The organism is Rhizobium sp. UGM030330-04, from assembly GCF_003208455.1.
In the GTDB taxonomy this organism is placed as follows: Bacteria; Pseudomonadota; Alphaproteobacteria; order Rhizobiales; family Rhizobiaceae; genus Agrobacterium; species Agrobacterium rhizogenes_A.
In genome coordinates, this window is sequence record NZ_QKML01000017.1 from 1 (window position 1) to 19,982 (window position 19,982).

The window sequence follows — 19,982 nt, forward strand, 5'->3', positions numbered from 1 at the left end:
GCGCATCGCTGCGCTCATAATGAGGTGTATTCTCTTGTTCAAAACGTGACCGTCAAAGTCTATTCCAGAGGTCCAAATCTCTTCAGACCCCGCAAGCTTCGCCGCCCACGTTTCTCTTTCTTCTCATATTCAATTGTCAAAAAACAGACCGCTCAAGCAGTCACAAAATCAAATCCCCAAAGCATTAACCCCGGGAAAACAACAAGCATTCAGCTCATCAACTTGATTTCTTTAGAACGAAAGTCGTCGTCGCCAGCAGCGCCGCCGCCCTCGTTCAGTGAGCGGACTTATAAATCCATCACCTCAAACAAGTCAACAGCACAAATCACAAAAAATAAGAAAATCACTTAACTCATTGGTTTTCAACGATAGTTTGCGGACTTTCGCGAAAACTGGCGGATTTCCGTGCTTTTCTCGGCTGACGGCCAATGCGGCCGCGCCCTTTCGATAATAGGAGGATCCCGCCCTTGCTGATCTTAGTCGGAGGACGGACTGAAGCGGGCGACCAGGGCATGGGCATTGCCGGGATAAGAGAAGCGCACATAGGTGACGGCACCGGAGTTGCTCCAGGTTCGCCGCTCCACCACAAGACAGGCCTGCCTGTCGGAGATACCCAGCAGACGGGCAATCTCCTTAGAGGCTATTTCAGCGCTGATCCGGTGTTCGGCATTGCTCCATGGAACATGGCCAAGCAGCCAGGGACCGGGCGCGATCTCGGTGAAGTCGGCATCGGCAGCCTCCGGCACGGCGACCAGATTGATGAGACGCTGCTCGACGCAGAATTCCCGCATGCCTGCGAAATGGATGCAGATGATATCGAGCAAGGGTGCGCCAACGGAAACATCGAGACTTGCACGATCTTCGCTCTTTGCCGCACGCTGCGCGCATTTCAGGATTTTGAAACCGTAATCCAGACCAAGGGATTCCACCTCGGCCCTGATATCGTGAATTTCAAGAACGGCTGACTGGATCTGCGGCTGGCGAACGAAACTGCCGGATTTCTTGCGGCGTTCAATCAAACCCGCCTTGGCAAGCTGACCCATGACCTTGTTGACGGTCATGCGCGAGCAATCATAATGGGTGGCGAGATCGACCTCGAACGGCAACCGGTAACCCGGCGGCCATTCCCCCGAAACGATCCGGCCCTCGATCTCGCTGAGGATAAGCTGATGCAGGGTCTGCCCGGCCGATGCTTTCGTCACGTCCGTAATGCCTTTCCACACCGGCTCGATCTCGTTTCAGTGGAGCCCATATCAGCTATCGAGAAGTTCAGCCATGACCTTGTTGAAGCGCGCCGATATTTCACCGCGGCGGACATGCCGGCCGGCCTGCACCTGTTTTTCACCGCGCACCCAGACGGAATCGACATGGACGCCGCCCGCGAATATCCACTGGTCGAGAATCTGGGGTGCAGGAAGATAGGAAACAGCCGAGATATCCAGCGCGACAAGATCAGCGCTTTTTCCCTTTTCTATCGCATTATGTGATGCCAGGGCCCTGCCGCCGCCTGCAAGCGCCTGCCGGAACAGTTTTTCACCGGTGGAGCCTCCGGCATCGGCAATGACATTCCGCGCGCGTCGCGACAGGCGCTGCGAATATTCGAGTGTCCGCAATTCTTCCGGCAGGGAGATGAGAATGTTGGAATCGGAACCGACGCCATAATGCCCACCTTCCGTGATAAAATCCGGGGCGGGAAAGATGCCGTCGCCGAGATTGGCTTCGGTGATCGGGCAGAGGCCCGCAACAGCACCGCTTTTCGCCATGCGGCGCGTTTCGGCCTCCGTCATATGCGTGGCATGGATAAGGCACCAGCGATCATCGACCGGCGCATTCGCCAGAAGCCACTCAACCGGTCGCGCTCCTGAAAAAGCGAGCGAATCTTCGACTTCCTTTGTCTGTTCCGCCACATGAATGTGGATAGGCCCACCTTTTGCCAGCGGTTCGATGGCTGCCAGTTCTTCGCCGGTCACGGCGCGCAGGCTGTGGGGCGCGATGCCGAGCGCCGCCCCCGGCAGGGATTTAACCACCGCCTGCGCGCCCTGCATCAGTCTTTCGTAACTGTCGAGTGAATGGATAAAACGTTTCTGCCCGTCGATCGGCGGCTGCCCGCCAAAACCGGAATGCGCGTAAAAGACCGGCAGCAATGTCAGGCCGATACCGGTTTGTGCGGCGGCCGCACCGATGCGTTCGGCCATTTCGGCGATATTGCCGTAATGCGAACCATCCCTGTCATTGTGCAGATAATGAAATTCCCCGACCCGACCGAAACCGGCTTCGAGCATTTCCATATAAAGCTGGGCGGCAACCGCCTCGACATGGTCAGGCGTCATGGAGAGCGCAAATTTATACATGACGGTGCGCCAGCTCCAGAAACTGTCATCGGCCGGCCCGCGAATTTCGGCAAGCCCGGCCATGGCCCGCTGAAACGCATGGCTGTGGAGATTGGGCATGGCCGGAACGATGACGGCATGGCGCTCATCCTGCGGCTGAGGCGAAACGCCGGTTTCGACCGATGAGACAACGCCGCCATCGCAAACAATGCGAACGTCCTGCGCCCATCCCCCGGCCATCAATGCCGTACCCGCGTGAATTGCCGTCATGCCACCCTCTCCTCTTTTCGTTATGCCCAAGGCCATTTCAGACATGAAATTGCGGCTTGCCAAGCCGATTATTATGTATATACATTTAAGCCATAAAGGAAAGGCGAAAAGCAAATGCCAGGGAACAAATCCGTAAAGGGAACGACAGCGGCAGACACCACGACCTTGTGGCGCAACGCCCGGCTGGCGACTTTTGATCCAGCCATGCAAGGCATTGGTACGGTCGAAAATGCCGTTATTGCCGTGCGCGGCGGCCGCATCGCCTTTGCCGGCCCGGAAAAGGATCTGCCTGCCGATCTGGCCACAGCCGATGAGATCACCGATTGCGGCGGGCGCTGGGTCACCCCCTCCTTGATCGACTGCCATACTCATCTCGTCTTCGGTGGCAACCGGGCGATGGAATTCGAAATGCGGCTGAATGGCGCGACCTATGAAGAGATCGCCAAGGCAGGCGGCGGCATCGTTTCTTCGGTGCGCGATACGCGCGCCGTTTCGGAAGACGCTCTGGTGGCTCAGGCATTGCCACGTCTCGACACGCTGCTGGCCGAGGGCATCTCCACCATCGAAATCAAATCCGGTTATGGTCTCGATATAGAGACTGAACTGAAAATGCTGCGTGTTGCCCGCAGGCTTGAAACGCTGCGGCCGGTGCGGATCGTCACCAGCTATCTGGCAGCCCATGCGACGCCCGCCGAGTATAAGGGCCGCAACGCCGATTACATTACCGATGTCGTTCTGCCGGGGCTGGAAAGAGCCCATGCCGAAGGGCTGGTGGATGCGGTGGACGGCTTTTGCGAAGGTATCGCCTTCTCGGTCGAGGAGATCACCCGCGTCTTCGAAAAAGCACGGCAGCTCGGTCTTCCCGTCAAACTGCATGCCGAGCAGCTTTCCGATCTTGGTGGGGCAAAGCTTGCCGCATCCTATGGCGCACTTTCGGCCGATCATCTGGAATATCTGGATGAGGCGGGCGCAAAGGCGCTGGCGAAAGCGGGAACCGTGGCCGTGCTTTTGCCCGGCGCTTTTTATGCGCTCCGGGAAAAACAGGCCCCGCCGGTTCAGGCCCTGCGCGATGCGGGTGCGACAATCGCGCTGGCGACGGATTGCAATCCCGGCACCTCACCGCTGACTTCGCTGCTTTTGACCATGAATATGGGTGCCACGCTTTTCCGCATGACCGTGGAAGAGTGCCTGACGGCGACGACGCGCAATGCCGCCAAGGCGCTTGGCCTGCTTGCGGAAACCGGCACGCTGGAGGCCGGCAAATCCGCCGACTTCACTATCTGGGATATCGAGCGTCCGGCCGAGCTTGTCTACCGCATCGGTTTCAATCCGCTCCATGCCCGCATTTTCAAGGGACAGAAGGTTTCGTCATGACCATGAAGACCATCACGCTTCACCCCGGCAATGTAGCCCTTGCCAACCTCGCCGATATCTACTGGAACAATGGCGCTGCGAAGCTCGACCCCTCATTCGACGCGGGCATAAAAAAGGCGGCGGCGCGTATAGCGGAGATCGCCGCTGGCAACGCGCCTGTTTATGGCATCAATACCGGTTTCGGAAAACTCGCTTCCATCAAGATCGATGCGGCAGATGTGGCGACACTACAGCGGAACCTTATCCTGTCGCATTGCTGCGGTGTGGGCGCTCCGCTTCCTGAAAATGTCGTGCGGTTGATCATGGCGCTGAAGCTGATTTCACTCGGCCGCGGCGCCTCCGGTGTACGGCTGGAACTGGTACGGCTGATCGAGGCCATGCTGGAAAAGGGCGTCATCCCGGTCATCCCGGAAAAGGGCTCGGTCGGCGCCTCCGGCGATCTTGCGCCGCTCGCCCATATGGCCGCCGTGATGATGGGCGAAGGCGAGGCTTTTTATCAAGGAGGGCTTCTGCCCGCCGGCGAAGCGCTTGCGAAAACCGGGCTGACACCGGTCGTTCTCGCCGCCAAGGAAGGCCTGGCGCTGATCAACGGCACGCAGACCTCGACGGCGCTGGCGCTGGCCGGTCTTTTCCGTGCCCATCGCGCCGCACAGGCCGCATTGATTACCGGCGCACTTTCTACCGATGCCGCCATGGGCTCATCGGCTCCTTTCCATCCTGATATTCACACCCTGCGCGGCCACAAGGGCCAGATTGATGCCGGTGCGGCGTTGCGTAATCTGCTGGAAGGTTCGGAAATCCGCGTCAGCCATATTGAGGGTGACGAGCGGGTGCAGGATCCCTATTGCATTCGCTGCCAGCCGCAGGTGGATGGCGCCTGCCTTGATCTTCTACGGCAGGTGGCACGCACGCTGGAAATCGAAGCCAATGCGGTGACCGACAATCCGCTGGTGCTATCAGACAATTCCGTCGTATCCGGCGGCAATTTCCACGCCGAACCAGTGGCCTTTGCCGCCGACCAGACGGCACTTGCCATCTGCGAAATAGGCGCGATCGCCCAGCGACGCGTGGCACTACTGGTCGATCCAGCCCTTTCCTACGGTCTGCCCGCCTTTCTATCCAAAAAGCCGGGTCTGAATTCCGGCCTGATGATCGCCGAAGTGACGTCCGCCGCGCTGATGAGCGAGAACAAGCAGATGGCGCATCCGGCCTCGGTGGATTCCACACCGACCTCCGCCAATCAGGAAGACCACGTGTCCATGGCCTGCCATGGTGCTCGTCGCCTGCTGCCAATGACCGAAAATCTCTTCGCCATCCTTGGGATTGAAGCCCTTTCCGCCATCCAGGGCGTGGAGTTGCGTGGACCGCTGAAAACCAGCCCGGAACTGCAAAAGGCGATTGCCGTGCTCCGTGCTTCAATCCCCTCGCTGGAAGAGGACCGTTATATGGCGCCGGATCTGAAGGCGGCAGCTGAGCTGATTGCTACCGGCGCTCTGGTTTCCGTGATTTCGGATGACATTTTGCCGAAGCTGGAGGTTTGAGATGACAAGCCAATTGTTTTCCTCCGGTGCGTTGGGTAACCCCAGAGCACAGGCGGCTGACCAATGAACGCCCCTTTCTCGCTTCACCAAGGCACCTCGCCGATCATTCTCGGGCTGCCTCACACCGGTACGGATGTGCCGGCTGAGATTTGGGATCGCCTCAACGATAACGGCAGAATTCTCGCCGATACCGACTGGCATATCCATGAACTCTATGAAGGGCTTCTCGATAACGCGACAACCGTAAGGGCGACCTTCCACCGCTACGTCATAGATGCCAACCGCGACCCGGCCGGAGTGAGCCTTTATCCGGGCCAGAATACGACGGGACTGGTTCCTGAGACCGATTTCGACGGCAAGCCCATCTGGAACGAGGGGCAGCAACCGGATGAAGTTGATATCGCCTATCGGCTGGAAACCTTCCACGCGCCCTATCATGCAGCCCTTGCGGCGGAAATCGAGCGGGTGAAGGCCATTCACGGCATCGCCATTCTCTATGATTGCCATTCGATCCGCTCGCATATCCCCTTTCTTTTCGAGGGCAAGCTGCCGGATTTCAACATCGGTACGGACATGGGCAAGACCTGCGATCCGACGATCGAAAAAATTGCCGTGGACGTGACCGCTGCCGCTGACGGTTACGACAGCATTCTGAACGGCCGCTTCAAAGGCGGCTGGACGACCCGGCATTATGGAAAACCGGAAGCCAGCGTGCACGCTATCCAGATGGAGTTGGCGCAATCCACCCATCTCGCCAGTGAGGTACCGCCTTTCGCCTATGACGCGCAAAAGGCGGAACGCCTGCGCAACCATCTCAAAACCATTCTCACGCGTATGGAAAATTTCGCGCTCGAGACGCAACGATAAGGGGAAATCACATGGATAATCCGCGCCACAATATTCGCGAAGTCCGCGCGCCGCAGGGCAATGAGCTGAACGCCAAAAGCTGGATGACGGAAGCGCCGCTGCGCATGCTGATGAACAATCTCGACCCTGATGTCGCCGAGCGGCCGCATGAGCTAGTGGTTTATGGCGGCATCGGCCGCGCCGCCCGCACTTGGGAAGATTTCGACCGTATCGTCGCGACGCTGAAGGATCTGACCGAGGACGAAACCCTCATCGTGCAGTCTGGCAAACCGGTTGGCGTGTTCCGCACCCACAAGGATGCGCCGCGGGTTTTGATCGCCAATTCCAATCTCGTGCCGCATTGGGCCAACTGGGACCATTTCAACGAGCTGGATAAGAAGGGGCTCGCCATGTACGGCCAGATGACGGCCGGTTCGTGGATTTACATCGGCACACAGGGCATCGTGCAGGGCACTTACGAAACCTTCGTCGAGGCCGGCCGCCAGCACTATGGCGGCAACCTCAAGGGCAAATGGATCCTCACCGGCGGTCTTGGCGGCATGGGCGGCGCACAGCCGCTGGCCGCCGTTATGGCAGGCGCCTGCTGCCTAGCCGTCGAATGCGATGAAACCCGCGTCGATTTCCGTCTGCGCACCCGTTATGTCGATGCAAAGGCACACACGCTGGATGAGGCGCTGGCACTCATCGACCAATGGACCAAGGCAGGCGAAGCGAAATCCGTCGGCCTGATCGGCAATGCGGCAGAGATCTTTCCTGAACTGTTTCGCCGTGGCATCCGCCCCGACATGGTCACCGACCAGACCTCGGCGCATGATCCGATCCACGGTTATCTGCCGGCCGGCTGGACCGTTGCCGAATGGCGCGCCAAGCAGGAAAGTGACCCGAAAGCAGTCGCCGCTGCCGCCCGCGCCTCGATGAAGGTCCACGTGCAGGCCATGGTCGATTTCTGGAACGCCGGTGTTCCGACGCTCGATTACGGCAACAACATCCGCCAGGTCGCCAAGGATGAAGGGCTGGAGGACGCTTTCGCCTTCCCCGGCTTCGTTCCCGCCTATATCCGTCCGCTGTTCTGCCGCGGTATCGGCCCGTTCCGCTGGGCGGCACTTTCGGGCGATCCGGAAGACATCTACAAGACCGACGCCAAGGTGAAAGAACTGCTGCCCGACAACAAGCACCTGCATAACTGGCTGGATATGGCACGCGAGCGCATCGCGTTTCAGGGCCTGCCGGCACGCATCTGCTGGGTCGGGCTTGGCGACCGCCATCGTCTGGGCCTTGCCTTCAACGAAATGGTGAAGAACGGCGAGCTGAAAGCGCCCGTTGTCATCGGCCGCGACCATCTCGACAGCGGTTCCGTCGCCTCGCCCAACCGCGAAACCGAAGCCATGAAGGACGGTTCGGATGCCGTGTCGGACTGGCCGCTCCTGAATGCACTGCTCAACACCGCTTCCGGCGCGACCTGGGTTTCGCTGCACCATGGCGGCGGTGTCGGCATGGGCTTCTCCCAGCATTCCGGCATGGTCATCTGCGCCGATGGCACCGACGATGCCGCTCGCCGGCTTGAGCGTGTGCTCTGGAACGATCCGGCAACCGGCGTCATGCGCCATGCCGATGCCGGTTATGAGATCGCCATGGATTGCGCCAAGGAGCAGGGCCTGCGCCTGCCTGGCATTCTCGGCAATTGATTCTTGACTGGCCGGAAATGCGGAAAGCGTTTCCGGCCAGCACCGTGCGGAGTTAGAAAATCATGACCCTGTTGCGCGCAAGCGATTACAAACGCATGCCCTGGAAAAATGGCGGTGGTGAAACCGTGGAAATCGCCATCTTCCCGCCAGCCGCCTCCGTGAATGATTTCGATTGGCGAATCAGCATGGCGACGGTTGCCAGCGACGGACCGTTTTCGATCTTTCCCGGCATAGACCGCACCCTGTCCATCCTTCAGGGCAATGGCATGGCGCTTTCAATCGCCGCCAACGATCCGCTGCTGCTGACGATGGAAAGCGATCCCCTGCCCTTTCCGGCGGATGTTCCTGTCAATGCGACATTGCCCGCGGGACCGATCACCGATCTGAACGTCATGACCCGCCGCTCGACTTTTCGTCATATCGTGCAAAGGCGATCCGGCATATTTTCCGCAACAGCAGAGGGCGTCACGATCCTCGTCCTCGCGCTCGATCCGCTGACCGTGTCCCGGGGCAATGAAAAAAATCACCTTGAGCGCCTGGACAGCCTGCTGATCGAAGCCGGGGCGCCTTTTATCGTCAAGGCCGATCAGAATGCCGGCGCGTATTTTCTCATCACGCTCAAGCGGCTCTGAAACGGCCACTCTCCCGGCACGGGCTCACCTTATCTGGTTTAGTCGTCCAGCCCAAGCGGGTCGGCCACGCGTGGCCAGAGTTCAAGGCTTGCCTTGCGATAGGCGGTTTTGGCCGGGTCTGTCGGATAGGATGTCGGTGCGGCGATATAGACGATCTCCGAGGCAACCGGGGCGAAACCCGCATGGAAGTGATTGGTCGATTTGACCAGCAGCACATTCTTCTTGGCGAAATCGATTCCGAGATTGGAAAAGATATCCGGCTCATAGGTTTGCGTTCGACTGGTTATGAGAATGATATCAATCTCAGTCCCGACCGGCCGGACAACGGCGGCACGGCCGAGCGTGACGCGGCTGTTGCGGAAACTCTGCCAGCCGGCCTCGACGGTGCGCATTACTTTTATTCGGAAATCGAGCGGCTCACCGCCTTCAGGGCTGGATTTGCCGCCGATACGCAGGTCGATCTCTGCGCCCTCACCTGCCGCATGGCAGAAAGACACGGCAATCGGATCCCAGATCGTTGCGACACCGATATTATCCATGCCGCGTTCCACCATGCGCCGCAGGATATGGGTGGCATCACCCGCAACACCGCCGCCCGGATTGTCCCATATGTCCGACACCACCACCGGCTTGTCCCGATTGCCACTGCGAATGGCAAGTACCTTGTCGAGGCCTGATTCCGTGTCCAGCATCGGCATGGCGGTCAGTTTGCGCATGGCATAAAGTTCATGACCGAGCTTTTCGGCCAGCGCCTCGCCCTTCTGCCGGTCGCCATCGGTGACGACAACGATGCGCGTGCCCATGTCCGGCACATCGCCCGCCATGAAACCGTGGATAACGGAAATCGACAGCACGCCACCCTTCCCCTCCATCGCCTTCAACCGGTCCACATAGGATCGCATCGGCTCGCGGCTGGTCGGATAGATGGTGATCATGCGGCAATCGAAGGTCGAAATGACAGGCTTGATTTCGCCGCGCAGGGTACGCAACGCCAATTCAACGACATGTTCGCCACGCTCTTCGAAATCGGTATGGGGGAATTCGAGGAACGTCGCCATGAGATCGAGATTTTCCACCCGTCGTGCCGTCAGATGGCTATGAGGATCGAATTCCGCTGCAATCAGCACGTCCGGCCCCACCATTGCACGGATGCGCGACAGGAAATCGCCTTCCGGATCGTCATAACCCTGTGCCACCATTGCGCCGTGGAGGCCGAGAACGACAGCATCAACCGGCAGGGCCGCCTGCAGCTCCGCGAGAATCGTATCACGCAGGGTTTCATAGGTCTGGCGCTGGATGAGGCCTGCTGGTTCCGCCCAGCAGGAGGTCCCCTCGATTACCGTAAACCCTTCCGCCTTGCCGCGACGACGCAGAATAGGAACTGGTGACGAGCAGAGCGTCGGCGTTTCCGGATGCTCACCCGGCCCGGCATAAAAAGCCGCGCGAAAAGCCGCCATATCCGTCGGGACGGGAGAAAACGTGTTGGTTTCGGTGGCAAGTGACGCCGTGAATATGCGCATTTTCGTGATTCTCGTTAGCGGAACTGCCTTTTGGCCGCATCCATCGCGTTAATTAATTAGCCGGATAATTTTACCAGACCGTACCGCGCGCAGCGACATCTTCAACCCGGGTCACCAGACCGTTGCGATGAAAAACCATCCTGTCGAAAAGATTGCTGACAACGCAGGTATGGTTCGGCACGACCCTGACCACATCGCCGATTTCCGGCCCGCCGGAAGTGCAGCCGGATAGATCGACAACCGCATGTTCCTCCGAGAGCGAGATGATTTTTGCACCTTCATAACCTTCGATCAGCCCATAATCGCTGAAACCGAGGAGATCGGAAGTCAGAGCCTTGGATCCGCAATCGAGCACGGCCCGACCGGGCGTGGGCCGCGATACCACTGTGGCAAGAACATGCATTGCCAGATCGCCGGCCGTGCAATGGCCGGCGCGCAGCATGGAGCGGTCATTATAGACATAGGTGCCCGCCCGGTGCTCGGTTGCCGAAGGCACGAGATGTGCGGCGTAAAAATCCGGCGACCCGCCGCTGGAACGAACCGGGCATTCTATGCCTTTTGCGGCAAGTAGCGCCATGGTTTGCTGAATAAAGTTCTCGACCTTTTCTGCACCACCCGGTGCCGGATAGGTCAAAATGCCCCTGAAGACGAGACCCGGTGCCGCGACGATCATTTCCGCAAGCATCAATGCAGTCTCCGGGGTTTGCACACCGCAGCGTTTTCCACCGGTATCGCACTCGACAAGCACGGCAAGCGGCCGTTCCGCATCGAATACACCCGCCAGGCCGGCAATCGTTACAGCGCTGTCGGCCACAACGGTCAATTGAGCGACACGTGCATTCAGCGCCTTCAACCGCAACAATTTCGCTGCGCCGAGAATATTGTAGGTAATCAGGATATCGTTAAAGCCGGCATCCGCGAAAACCTCGGCCTCGCTGACCTTCTGGCAATTGATGCCGATAGCCCCCGCCTGCAGCTGCTGTCTGGCCACAGCCGGTATCTTGTGCGTCTTGATATGCGGGCGAAATGCCTTGCCATGACGATCGAGATAAGATTGCGCCCTGAGAATATTGGCGGCAAGCCGATCCTCATCGATCACCGGCATTGGTGTCGAAATCGCATCGAGTCGTGTGCCCTCTTCGGGCCAGGGATAGCTCATCATATACTCTCGAATCTAATAAAATCAGACACTTAAGCCAACGGCTTATAAGCGATAACGTCCATTTCCACCTTTGCATCGACCATCAGCGGCGACTGTACGGTCGAGCGTGCAGGCGGGTGATCGATGAAATATTTCTGGAAAACGGCATTGAAGCTCGAAAAATCCCGGGCGTCGTCCAGCCAGACATTGACCTTCACCACATCGGCGAGCGTGCAATCGGCAAGCGCCAGGACATCCTTGATATTGGCAACGACCTGCTCCGTCTGCGCCACGATGCCGCCCGTCATCACCTCGCCGTCAACCGTCGGCACCTGTCCGGAAACATAGACGAAATCGCCTGCCCGCACAGCCTTGGCGAACGGTCGGCGCTGCCCACCAGCCTGATTGTCGGCCGCCTCGAACCTCACCAGCTTGTGCTTGTCCATCAATACCTCGCAAATAATTTTCATCATTTTCACATTTAAGGGGATTTATAGACGGTTTTCAGGCGATATTCCACAAGTGATGTAAATTATTTAGCAACTCGATACGTTTGCCATGGATCGACCCTCCCATGACGACAAAACGTATCCTGATAGCGATGCTCTACGGAGCCATTGTTGATCAGCAGGAAAAATCCGTTTTGACTGGCTCCGGTTGCCGTAAGGGTCATCTCCGCCCGGCCTTCGGCCGTTGAAGCCAACAAATTGGAGCTTTCGATGGCTACCTTTCAACGCAAAAGTTTGCCGCGGCTAACATCCTGAAATCGAGAAGCGCGAACCCGTCGATCTCATCAACGGCACAGCACGTGATCTCGCGCGCGCCTCGCATTCAGCTGGTTACACCTGTGCTGAAATCCTATGCCGGGACGACACCCTGTCCGTAACGCCTTGTGCGATCCGCTGCGCCTGAACGCGAATATCCGGAACAGCTGTTATCTCCCAGAAGCGGCCAGCGGTCAGCGCACCGGCAGCAAAAAGGCCGGGCCAGACCAGCCCATCCGCTCTCAGCAGCCGGGATTGCTCATCCACCTCCACACCGAGGCCGAGGGAATCGAGCAGAAGCACACCATCGTCACGCATGGTTTCCAGCAGACGCGAATGGCCAATACCCGCCCGCTCCATGCCAGTGCAGTTTACCACCCAGTCCACCTGCAACTCCCTTAATATCTGCGTATGCCGGCGCCGGTACCGCAGGACTATCCCCTCCTCCTGCTCGTCGACGGAGTGGAGATAACCCGCATGAATCTCCAGAACGCCTTCCGTCAGCAGCTTCTCGAAAGCCGCATGAACTTCCGGTGCGATACGATGTCGATGGATGTTCCACCAGGGTAAGGCATGGCGAAGAAATCTGCCGCGTTGTTCCGGCGTGAGGTTTTGCCAAAGCGACTGGGTCCTGGGACGCAACCCATCCATCACCGTGCGCCAGGGCACACCGCCCCGTACCTGCTCACGCAGAGCGCGCAACAGACGGCTGATCTCCGTCGTATCCTTCGGAAGACGTGGATCAACAGGCGGTAAAGGCGGGCTGATATGCGGATGCGGAACAAGGCCCCGGCGAGACAGGACGTGGATCGGTCCACGATGACCTTTCCCCCGAAGCGTCAGCACCTGATCAATCATCGTCAAGCCGGAGCCGAGAATACAGATACGGTCGCCGGCCTTTACGCGCGACAGCCATCCAGGCTGCCAGCAATGGCCGATCACATGCTGGGGCCTCGCCTCATCCTTCGTGATGGTTTGCACCGGCAAACTCGCCGCCCCGACACCCAGACACAAAACAACGTTTTGCGCGTGCAATCTCTCGCCATTCTCAAGAGTGAAGGCGAATCCGAATTCATCGTCGGGGCGACAGGCCGACGCCTTTGCGCGGATGAAATCCACCCGCGCCCTTTGCTCACGGCTTCTTAACAGAGAAGCGAGCCTGTCCCTGAGATAAAGTCCATAGTCACCACGCGATGCGAACAGCAGCGGATCGTCCCCAATCCCATTTTCCCTCAACCAATCAAGAAAATCGTCGGCACGATCTGGAAAGACGCTCATACGGCCTGCCGGCACATTAAGCCGGTGATAGGGCAGCTCCGTACGATAGGCCGTACCGCGACCGAAATCTGACTCATCGCCAACAATCGCGATCGAGGCATCCGCCGGTAAAGAAGAGAGAAGATGAGCGGCGGTACAGATGGCCGAGAATCCCGACCCGACAAGAGCGACATCATAAGACATTCATTCCTCCAACCTGCGACAGTATGAATAGCCGAACGAGGGCGCCAGGCCCCTTGATACTCTAGTCATCGAGTAGAGATTAAACACCTGCGAATGTCCACCCTTCACTTTCCGTGGCAGGGGCTGACCCTGAATCGGAAAGCTCGCCGGTAAAGTTAGCCGCGGCTAACTTCGTCACCCGAAACAATTCACAAAAGGAGCCAACAATCACCCCCAAACCGGGCGGCAGAAATGAAAGTTTGCCGCGGCTAACCGTCAAACTGTCACAAAACCCAAATGTGATTCTTCCACAATGCCTTAGCAGCACTTTCGCATCCGGGAAAAAAGCCTATTGCGCCAAAAAGAGAATCGGCGCTTATATCTCAGTTGCGGAAAAAACCGCCTTTTTCGAAAAAAACCGCCACTGCGATATCGAGCGAAAGAAGACATATGACACAGAGTGCCGACTCAAGACGTGCTGAAGGGGCCCCCGACCTGACGGGCCTTATACAACAGCATTCGGCTGCACTGTCAGCCCAATTGCAGGCGCATAATGCAAATACATTTTCACCGCACACTGAAAAGAGCATGCGAAACTTCTCGCCGGCCGAAACAGCGCGGCTGATTGGTATCGGCGAGGCTTATCTTCGCCAGATCGCAGCCGAGCGTCCGGAACTTGACGCCGCGCAGGCTACCGGCCGCCGCTCCTATTCCGTTGAGGATATGCTCGAGATCAGAAAGCTGCTTGATCAGGGCGCCCGCGGCACACGCCGTTACCTGCCGCACCGACGTGACGGTGAAGAACTGCAGGTTATCGCCGTCATGAATTTCAAGGGCGGCTCGGGAAAGACCACGACCTCGGCGCATCTGGCGCAATATCTCGCATTGCGCGGTTATCGGGTTCTTGCAATCGACCTCGATCCGCAGGCAAGTCTTTCCGCTCTCTTCGGTCATCAGCCGGAGATTGATGTCGGCCCGAACGAAACGCTCTACGGCGCGATCCGCTACGACGAAGAACGTCGGCCAATCGCCGAAATCGTTCGTGGTACCTATATTCCCGGCCTTCATATCGTTCCCGGTAATCTGGAGCTTATGGAGTTCGAACATGATACACCGCGCGCGCTGATGCGCCGTGCACCGGGCGATACCCTGTTTTTCGCCCGCATTGGCCAGGCGATCGCCCAGGCGCAGAATTTCTACGACGTGGTGGTGATCGATTGCCCGCCGCAACTCGGTTATCTCACGCTTTCGGCGCTCACCGCGGCAACCTCGGTTCTTGTTACCGTTCATCCGCAGATGCTCGACGTCATGTCCATGAATCAGTTTCTGGCCATGACTGGCGATCTTCTCGCTGAAATCGGCCGGGCCGGCGCGCGATCCGACTATAACTGGATGCGTTATCTGATCACCCGCTTTGAACCAAGCGACGGACCGCAAAACCAGATGGTTGCTTTCCTGCGTTCGATCTTCGGTGAAAACGTCCTCAATCACCCGATGTTGAAGAGCACGGCCGTGTCCGATGCCGGATTGACCAACCAGACGCTTTTTGAAGTGGAGAGAACCCAGTTCACCCGCTCGACCTATGACCGGGCGCTGGAAGCCATGAACAACGTGAACGCTGAAATCGAAGGACTGATTAAAAAGGCGTGGGGTAGGGCAGCATGAGCAGAAAACAGATCTTCGCAAACCTCGGTACACCGGGCACTGACAATAGTGACGCAGCGCCTGAACGGGCACGGCCACGCATCAGACCCATCCTTGGTTCTCCTGAGCTCGTGACAGATGTTCTGAACTCACCGGTCGGTATGATTGGCCAGTCTCTGAACGAGGTCTCTGAACGCGCCAAACGGGCTGAGGAGATCGAAAAACGGCTTGCCGAGGGTTTGACGATAGTTTCCCTCAACCCTGCCGATATCGACCCCTCCTTCATACCCGATCGTATGCCGGCTTCCGAAGAGGCTGATGCGGGTCTGGTGGAAGCCATTCGCGAACAGGGCCAGCAGGTTCCCATTCTGGTGCGCCCGCATCCCGAATTCCAGGGTCGTTATCAGGTTGCTTTTGGTCATCGTCGTCTGCGCGCCGTGTCGAGCCTTGGCATTCCGGTCAAGGCCGTTGTCCGCGATCTCAGCGATGAACAGCTGGTCGTCGCCCAGGGACAGGAAAACAACGAGCGCCGCGATCTCACCTATATCGAGAAGGCGCGCTTTGCCCAGAAACTGCAGATGCGGTTTCCGCGCGATACGATCATGGCGGCAATGTCCCTGCACAAGGGCGATCTTTCCAACATGCTGTCGGTCGTCGGCCGCATTCCGGAGGATCTGGTCGATCTCATCGGTCCGGCGCCAAGTGTCGGCCGCCGCAACTGGATGGACCTGGCCGACCAGCTTTCCTCGTCGCAAGTCAAGGAAGCCGCACGCGCTTATGTCAAAGATGCATCCGTTGCCGCCCTTCCATCCGAAGAACGTTTCAAGTCACTTCTCGACTTCCTGAAACCCAAGGCACAGGCGAAAAAAACCGGCGTCTGGTCATCGGAAACCGGCAACCGTCTGGCAAAAGTGGTCGAAAGCGACCGCAAGCTGGATATCTCGATCGACAAGAACGAAGCACCGGAATTTGCCGATTTCGTTCTGGAACATCTTCAGGCGCTGTTTGCCGAATACCGGTCCAAGCAGTGATCTTTAACTCGAACGACTAACAGGAGACGCATCACAAAAGAAAAAAGCCCCCGAACGTTGCCGCGCGGAAGCCTTTCTTTGATTTAAGCACCCGAAGAATCTCATTTCCGCGAATCATAGTCAAGAGTCTTGGCATCGAATTTTTCGGTGAGCGATTTTCTTTTGCCTTGTGAAAGGTGAAAGACATGGACAGCACATGTGTAACGACGCCCTTTGGGCGGCGAGCGATGTCGTTTGGCGTCCTCGCAACCCAGTTTGCCGCACAAAAAAACAGGAAGACCGAAGCGGTCGATAAATGGAAACTCTATCGTTCGGTTTGCGAAGCAAGGCCATTGCTCGGCGTGACCGATCGCTCGCTTGCCGTCCTCAACGCGCTTTTGAGTTTTTATCCCAAAAATGAACTCTGCAGCGAAGCCGGCCTGGTCGTCTTCCCCTCCAATGCGCAATTGTCGCTCAGGGCCCATGGCATGGCCGAACAGACATTGCGCCGGCATCTCTGCGCCCTTGTCGAAGCCGGTCTCATTATCCGCAAAGACAGCCCGAACGGGAAACGTTATGCCCGGAAACACCGGGGAGGGGAGATCAGCGAAGCTTACGGATTTTCGCTGGCGCCGCTTCTCGCTCGCAAAGCGGAAATAGAGGAACTGGCTGAAGGTATCATTCGCGAGCGGCTCGATCTTCAACGGCTTCGTGAAAGCATCAGCCTCTGCCGTCGTGACATCCAGAAACTCTGCGAAATGATCGCGGCCAGTGGCCAGACCGAAACATCCGAAGGATTTCAGACGCGCTATAACGCCATTGCCAGTTCGCTCGGCCGCAATTCAAAGCCTGCTGAACTCAGGGAAATCGCCGGTTTTTTGGCCTCCCTGCGGGCGGAAGTGACCAACTATCTGGAAAATCTGGAAAAACCGGAAAATTTGAGCGGCAATGACTGCCAAAATGAGCGCCTCATAAAGAATTCAGAATCCGAATCCATATCTGAACCGCACGATTTGCGCGAAACCGCAACTTCAGCGCCATCAGTTGCACCAGCGCAACTATCCGCACCTGCGGTAACCGACAGTGCGAAATCTCCACCACCATCGCCCAAGGCTGTTCTTCATAAGCAATTTTTTGTTCCTGATATTGTTTTGGTTTTGAAGGCTTGCCCTGATATTTCGCTCTATGCACCCGGAGGAGCCGTCACCGGCTGGCGCGATCTGGAAGTCGCAACATCCGTGATCAAAACCATGTTTAACGTCAGCCAGTCCGCCTATCAGGAAGCGCTCGGCACCTTCGGCCGACAGGGAACGGCGGCCATCCTTGCCTGCCTGCTGCAGAAAGCGGACCAGATCAGCTCCCTCGGCGGATATCTGCGCAATCTGACCCGTAAGGCACAGGAAGGTGGCTTCGATCTTCAAGCCATGCTGCTTGCGCAGCTGCGTGGACGCACGGATAGGCTGGAGGCCGGCATGAGGGCGTGACATCCAAACGTGCAGGAAATGGCGGCAGCTTGCGAAAAGACCTGTCCGCGGGTATATTTACGCTGTCTCCGAAAGTTCCGAAGATTCGATACGTGGCTGCTGCTACACTTCAGCCAAGTTGGTTTCTATGGTTAATGCAATGTAATGAAAGTTAAATGCCAATTAGCTTTCGTTTGCGTTTTTCCCTGATTGGTTTCAACCGCTTGAGTCAGAGCCATTTCGAGTTCAGAAACCGGTTGTCTGGCCATAATTACGGCTTTCACCGCGAAAAGCCCGTGCCATATGAACCCCGAAGGCCGTTGAGTGGCCGCTCAGATTGGTCGTGATGCTGCGCTGATCATGGGGCGAAACGATCCGTCACGGAGCATCCGATCATCAAAGTAAAAGCCTGTGGTTCAGGCCGGCGCGATAGAATTGAACCTTCGCTCTTCCCGTGCGTTCTTGCATGATGATTTTGAAGGAACGCCGCGCCGATGATTTTCCCTGACGACATGGAGCTGGCTGTCGCTCTCTATATGGCGGACAATGCGTTGCCCCGGCAGATCGCAATTGAGAGGCTCCTGAAGGCGGAGCTTGAAGATGCGGGATATATGACCGATGGCATGGGTCGGCCGCCCGAAATCGTCGACGGGCAACCAAGCAGGGATTATGTGCAATATCGCACCTATCTCGATGGGGATGCCTGAGCAGGGCGGAACAAAAGCGGATGCGCGGTAACTCTCAAACCATTCTCTGGCACAAGGCGACATAGCGTCAGGCGTTGGTGAAATTGCGCGCCCTGTCGTGCCAGAGCCTCAGGCTGCGGGCATAGGCGTCTTCAAATGACATGGTCATGTCGTTGACCAGCATCAATGCGATGGCGGTGGTGGAGAGGATGGTGGTTTCTGCCCTCTCGTCTCTGGCGGCTCCGGTCCAGACCGCCCGCCAATATTCGAAACTGGTGAACATGGTCGGCATTTCGGCCGGTGGGGTTTCGCGAGCGGGAACGATGAACTCGATGTCTTTGCCCATCGAAAGACCGAAAATCCGCGTGCTGCGGAACGGCGTGAACTGGGCGAAATCCCGTGTATTGCCGAGAATGGCAAGGTTTTCGACGCAGAGCAGCCGCGCCGTGTCCCGGTGAAGCTCCTGATAGGAAGGGCGGGCAACGCCAATGATGCCGCTCCTGGCGCGCAGCGGATTAAGAAGGTGCACAACCGTGTTGAGCGGCAAGCGCATTTCCAGGATGCCGTGCAGGCCAAGCAGAGCCTGGAATTGCAGGGACAGGCCGCCGATCGGCAGATAGGCAATCCGTTCGGACGCCGTTGCCTCGGCCGCCTGCGAAAGAGAATGGCAAACGGGAATTCCACAGGCTTCCGCAGCAAGTTCGAGCTTGCCGCCATTTTCTCCCTGCCCCACATGACCGTGCAACAGGACGCTGTGTCCCGACATGGCCACGAGGCGGGCCGAATGCAGAAACCAGGGCGCATCGCGATGTTTGGGCGACATATAGGCCGGCCAGTCGAGATCGACGGTGGCCGCCCGGTGCCGGTCCCTTCCGATATGCTGCCACATGGCTTCGATAAAACCGGCAAGCTCCGCCGCAGTCACGCCACGGTAATGCATGGTAGCGAGCAGAGCGCCGATCTGTATAGGATCGGCATTGCCGTCAAGGATGATCGCCAGCGCGTCCATCGCCTCCTTCTGGCTGAGCGGGCGGCTGTTGCCGATGCCCATCGCCGAGGTTGCAATATATTTGGCAAGCCTTTGTTGCGGATCGGCATTGTGGCCGATCCGCGCGAGACGGTCGGCAATATTTTCCGGTGTCGGCTGTCCCTCCAGAAGAACGCTGGGGCGCAGTGAAAGCGGCGGAGCCTTCATCAGCACCGGTCGTTCCCAACCGGTTTTATGGGCTGCTGCGGGCGTTTCCGGTTTCTCCTGCGAATAATCCATCAGATTTTCCGCTTCCGCTGCCAGTGAGCGGATTCGCAGCCGCATGTTCTCGGCAAAGGGGGTTGGACGCAGACCCTGGCCGGTGCGCAAAAACAGCTGGTCGCCGTATTTCTCCCTGAGCTGCTGCAATATGCGGCTCATCGACGACGTCGGCAGTCCCATGCCCGCGGCGGCACGGCTGACGCTGCCTTCGCGCAACAACGCGTCGAAGGCGACAAGTAATTTCAGCTGCCCCAGCCTGTCGGGTCTTGTGGTGGAGGCTGGTTCGTCTTTTCTCTTGCCGGTTGTCATCTTGCGATTTTTTTACTCCGCCGCTGATCAGGGGAGCCCTTTTTGCAATTTCTGGAA

The 19,982-nt window shown here is 57.9% G+C and carries 17 protein-coding genes; 10 read left to right on the forward strand and 7 right to left on the reverse strand.

The genetic code is table 11. The annotated features are described in order from the left end of the window. Positions 1-351, forward strand: a 351-nt coding sequence (locus N434_RS26000; protein ID WP_210206053.1) for a hypothetical protein, incomplete at its 5' end; no start/stop codon positions are given. Between the two features lie 125 nt (positions 352-476). Here N434_RS26000 and hutC read toward each other — a convergent pair. Further along, entirely contained in the window at positions 477-1,202 is a 726-nt protein-coding gene (gene hutC / locus N434_RS22290; RefSeq protein WP_286172377.1) for a histidine utilization transcriptional repressor HutC, read from the reverse strand. A 51-nt stretch (positions 1,203-1,253) separates the two neighbouring features. After that, positions 1,254-2,600 (reverse strand): formimidoylglutamate deiminase, encoded by a 1,347-nt coding sequence (locus N434_RS22295; RefSeq protein ID WP_110760351.1) that lies wholly within the window; start codon positions 2,598-2,600, stop codon positions 1,254-1,256. Between the two features lie 114 nt (positions 2,601-2,714). On the opposite strand from N434_RS22295, the gene hutI reads away from it, so the two are divergent. The 5 genes from hutI (at position 2,715) to N434_RS22320 (ending at position 8,699) form a co-directional block, all read left to right on the forward strand. Then, positions 2,715-3,974 (forward strand): imidazolonepropionase, encoded by a 1,260-nt coding sequence (hutI, locus tag N434_RS22300; protein WP_110760352.1) that lies wholly within the window; start codon positions 2,715-2,717, stop codon positions 3,972-3,974. Beyond that, on the forward strand, positions 3,971-5,515 hold the full coding sequence (gene hutH, locus N434_RS22305; RefSeq protein ID WP_110760353.1) for a histidine ammonia-lyase: 1,545 nt from the start codon (positions 3,971-3,973) through the stop codon (positions 5,513-5,515). The genes hutI and hutH overlap by 4 nt, the downstream gene beginning before the upstream one ends. Before the next feature lie 63 nt (positions 5,516-5,578). After that, complete coding sequence (hutG, locus tag N434_RS22310) at positions 5,579-6,382, forward strand: N-formylglutamate deformylase (protein ID WP_110760354.1); 804 nt, start codon at positions 5,579-5,581, stop codon at positions 6,380-6,382. Positions 6,383-6,393: 11 nt separating this feature from the next. After that, a complete protein-coding gene (gene hutU, locus N434_RS22315) occupies positions 6,394-8,067 on the forward strand; it encodes a urocanate hydratase (RefSeq protein ID WP_110760355.1) in 1,674 nt (557 codons plus the stop codon). A gap of 62 nt (positions 8,068-8,129) precedes the next feature. Beyond that, positions 8,130-8,699: a HutD/Ves family protein gene (locus tag N434_RS22320; protein ID WP_110760356.1), complete on the forward strand. Its 570-nt coding sequence runs from the start codon at positions 8,130-8,132 to the stop codon at positions 8,697-8,699. Between the two features lie 38 nt (positions 8,700-8,737). On the opposite strand, the gene N434_RS22325 is transcribed toward N434_RS22320, so the two are convergent. The 4 genes from N434_RS22325 to N434_RS22340 form a co-directional block, all read right to left on the reverse strand. After that, complete coding sequence (locus tag N434_RS22325) at positions 8,738-10,219, reverse strand: M81 family metallopeptidase (RefSeq protein ID WP_110760357.1); 1,482 nt, start codon at positions 10,217-10,219, stop codon at positions 8,738-8,740. A gap of 70 nt (positions 10,220-10,289) precedes the next feature. Then, positions 10,290-11,378 carry a D-TA family PLP-dependent enzyme gene (locus N434_RS22330; protein WP_110760410.1) on the reverse strand — a complete coding sequence of 363 codons (1,089 nt, stop codon included), beginning with the start codon at positions 11,376-11,378 and terminating at the stop codon, positions 10,290-10,292. A gap of 32 nt (positions 11,379-11,410) precedes the next feature. Then, the gene (locus tag N434_RS22335; protein ID WP_110760358.1) at positions 11,411-11,806 is read right to left on the reverse strand and encodes a RidA family protein; all 396 of its coding nucleotides are present in this window, start codon (positions 11,804-11,806) and stop codon (positions 11,411-11,413) included. Between the two features lie 393 nt (positions 11,807-12,199). Further along, a complete protein-coding gene (locus N434_RS22340; protein WP_110760359.1) occupies positions 12,200-13,585 on the reverse strand; it encodes an FAD/NAD(P)-binding protein in 1,386 nt (461 codons plus the stop codon). A 429-nt stretch (positions 13,586-14,014) separates the two neighbouring features. Between N434_RS22340 and repA the strand changes: the two genes are divergently transcribed. From repA to N434_RS22360, 4 genes are all read left to right on the forward strand, one after another. Beyond that, on the forward strand, positions 14,015-15,229 hold the full coding sequence (gene repA / locus N434_RS22345) for a plasmid partitioning protein RepA (protein ID WP_110760360.1): 1,215 nt from the start codon (positions 14,015-14,017) through the stop codon (positions 15,227-15,229). Next, positions 15,226-16,239 (forward strand): plasmid partitioning protein RepB, encoded by a 1,014-nt coding sequence (repB, locus tag N434_RS22350; RefSeq protein WP_110760361.1) that lies wholly within the window; start codon positions 15,226-15,228, stop codon positions 16,237-16,239. Before repA ends, repB begins: the two co-directional genes overlap by 4 nt. 185 nt (positions 16,240-16,424) lie before the next feature. Next, entirely contained in the window at positions 16,425-17,702 is a 1,278-nt protein-coding gene (gene repC / locus N434_RS22355) for a plasmid replication protein RepC (RefSeq protein ID WP_110760362.1), read from the forward strand. A 473-nt stretch (positions 17,703-18,175) separates the two neighbouring features. Further along, on the forward strand, positions 18,176-18,388 hold the full coding sequence (locus tag N434_RS22360) for a hypothetical protein (RefSeq protein ID WP_065117146.1): 213 nt from the start codon (positions 18,176-18,178) through the stop codon (positions 18,386-18,388). A gap of 67 nt (positions 18,389-18,455) precedes the next feature. On the opposite strand, the gene N434_RS22365 is transcribed toward N434_RS22360, so the two are convergent. Beyond that, positions 18,456-19,925: a glycosyl transferase family protein gene (locus tag N434_RS22365; RefSeq protein ID WP_110760363.1), complete on the reverse strand. Its 1,470-nt coding sequence runs from the start codon at positions 19,923-19,925 to the stop codon at positions 18,456-18,458. Positions 19,926-19,982: the final 57 nt, after the last annotated feature.

Bases quoted from the DNA above. Each gene is read 5' to 3' on its own strand.
- hutI (WP_110760352.1), top strand. From the start codon at position 2,715: ATGCCAGGGAACAAATCCGTAAAGGGAACGACAGCGGCAGACACCACG.
- N434_RS22360 (WP_065117146.1), top strand. From the start codon at position 18,176: ATGATTTTCCCTGACGACATGGAGCTGGCTGTCGCTCTCTATATGGCG.
- N434_RS22330 (WP_110760410.1), bottom strand. From the start codon at position 11,378: ATGAGCTATCCCTGGCCCGAAGAGGGCACACGACTCGATGCGATTTCG.
- N434_RS22365 (WP_110760363.1), bottom strand. From the start codon at position 19,925: ATGACAACCGGCAAGAGAAAAGACGAACCAGCCTCCACCACAAGACCC.
- N434_RS22335 (WP_110760358.1), bottom strand. From the start codon at position 11,806: ATGGACAAGCACAAGCTGGTGAGGTTCGAGGCGGCCGACAATCAGGCT.
- repC (WP_110760362.1), top strand. From the start codon at position 16,425: ATGGACAGCACATGTGTAACGACGCCCTTTGGGCGGCGAGCGATGTCG.
- N434_RS22320 (WP_110760356.1), top strand. From the start codon at position 8,130: ATGACCCTGTTGCGCGCAAGCGATTACAAACGCATGCCCTGGAAAAAT.
- N434_RS22295 (WP_110760351.1), bottom strand. From the start codon at position 2,600: ATGACGGCAATTCACGCGGGTACGGCATTGATGGCCGGGGGATGGGCG.
- hutH (WP_110760353.1), top strand. From the start codon at position 3,971: ATGACCATGAAGACCATCACGCTTCACCCCGGCAATGTAGCCCTTGCC.
- hutU (WP_110760355.1), top strand. From the start codon at position 6,394: ATGGATAATCCGCGCCACAATATTCGCGAAGTCCGCGCGCCGCAGGGC.
- hutG (WP_110760354.1), top strand. From the start codon at position 5,579: ATGAACGCCCCTTTCTCGCTTCACCAAGGCACCTCGCCGATCATTCTC.
- repB (WP_110760361.1), top strand. From the start codon at position 15,226: ATGAGCAGAAAACAGATCTTCGCAAACCTCGGTACACCGGGCACTGAC.
- N434_RS22340 (WP_110760359.1), bottom strand. From the start codon at position 13,585: ATGTCTTATGATGTCGCTCTTGTCGGGTCGGGATTCTCGGCCATCTGT.
- N434_RS22325 (WP_110760357.1), bottom strand. From the start codon at position 10,219: ATGCGCATATTCACGGCGTCACTTGCCACCGAAACCAACACGTTTTCT.
- repA (WP_110760360.1), top strand. From the start codon at position 14,015: ATGACACAGAGTGCCGACTCAAGACGTGCTGAAGGGGCCCCCGACCTG.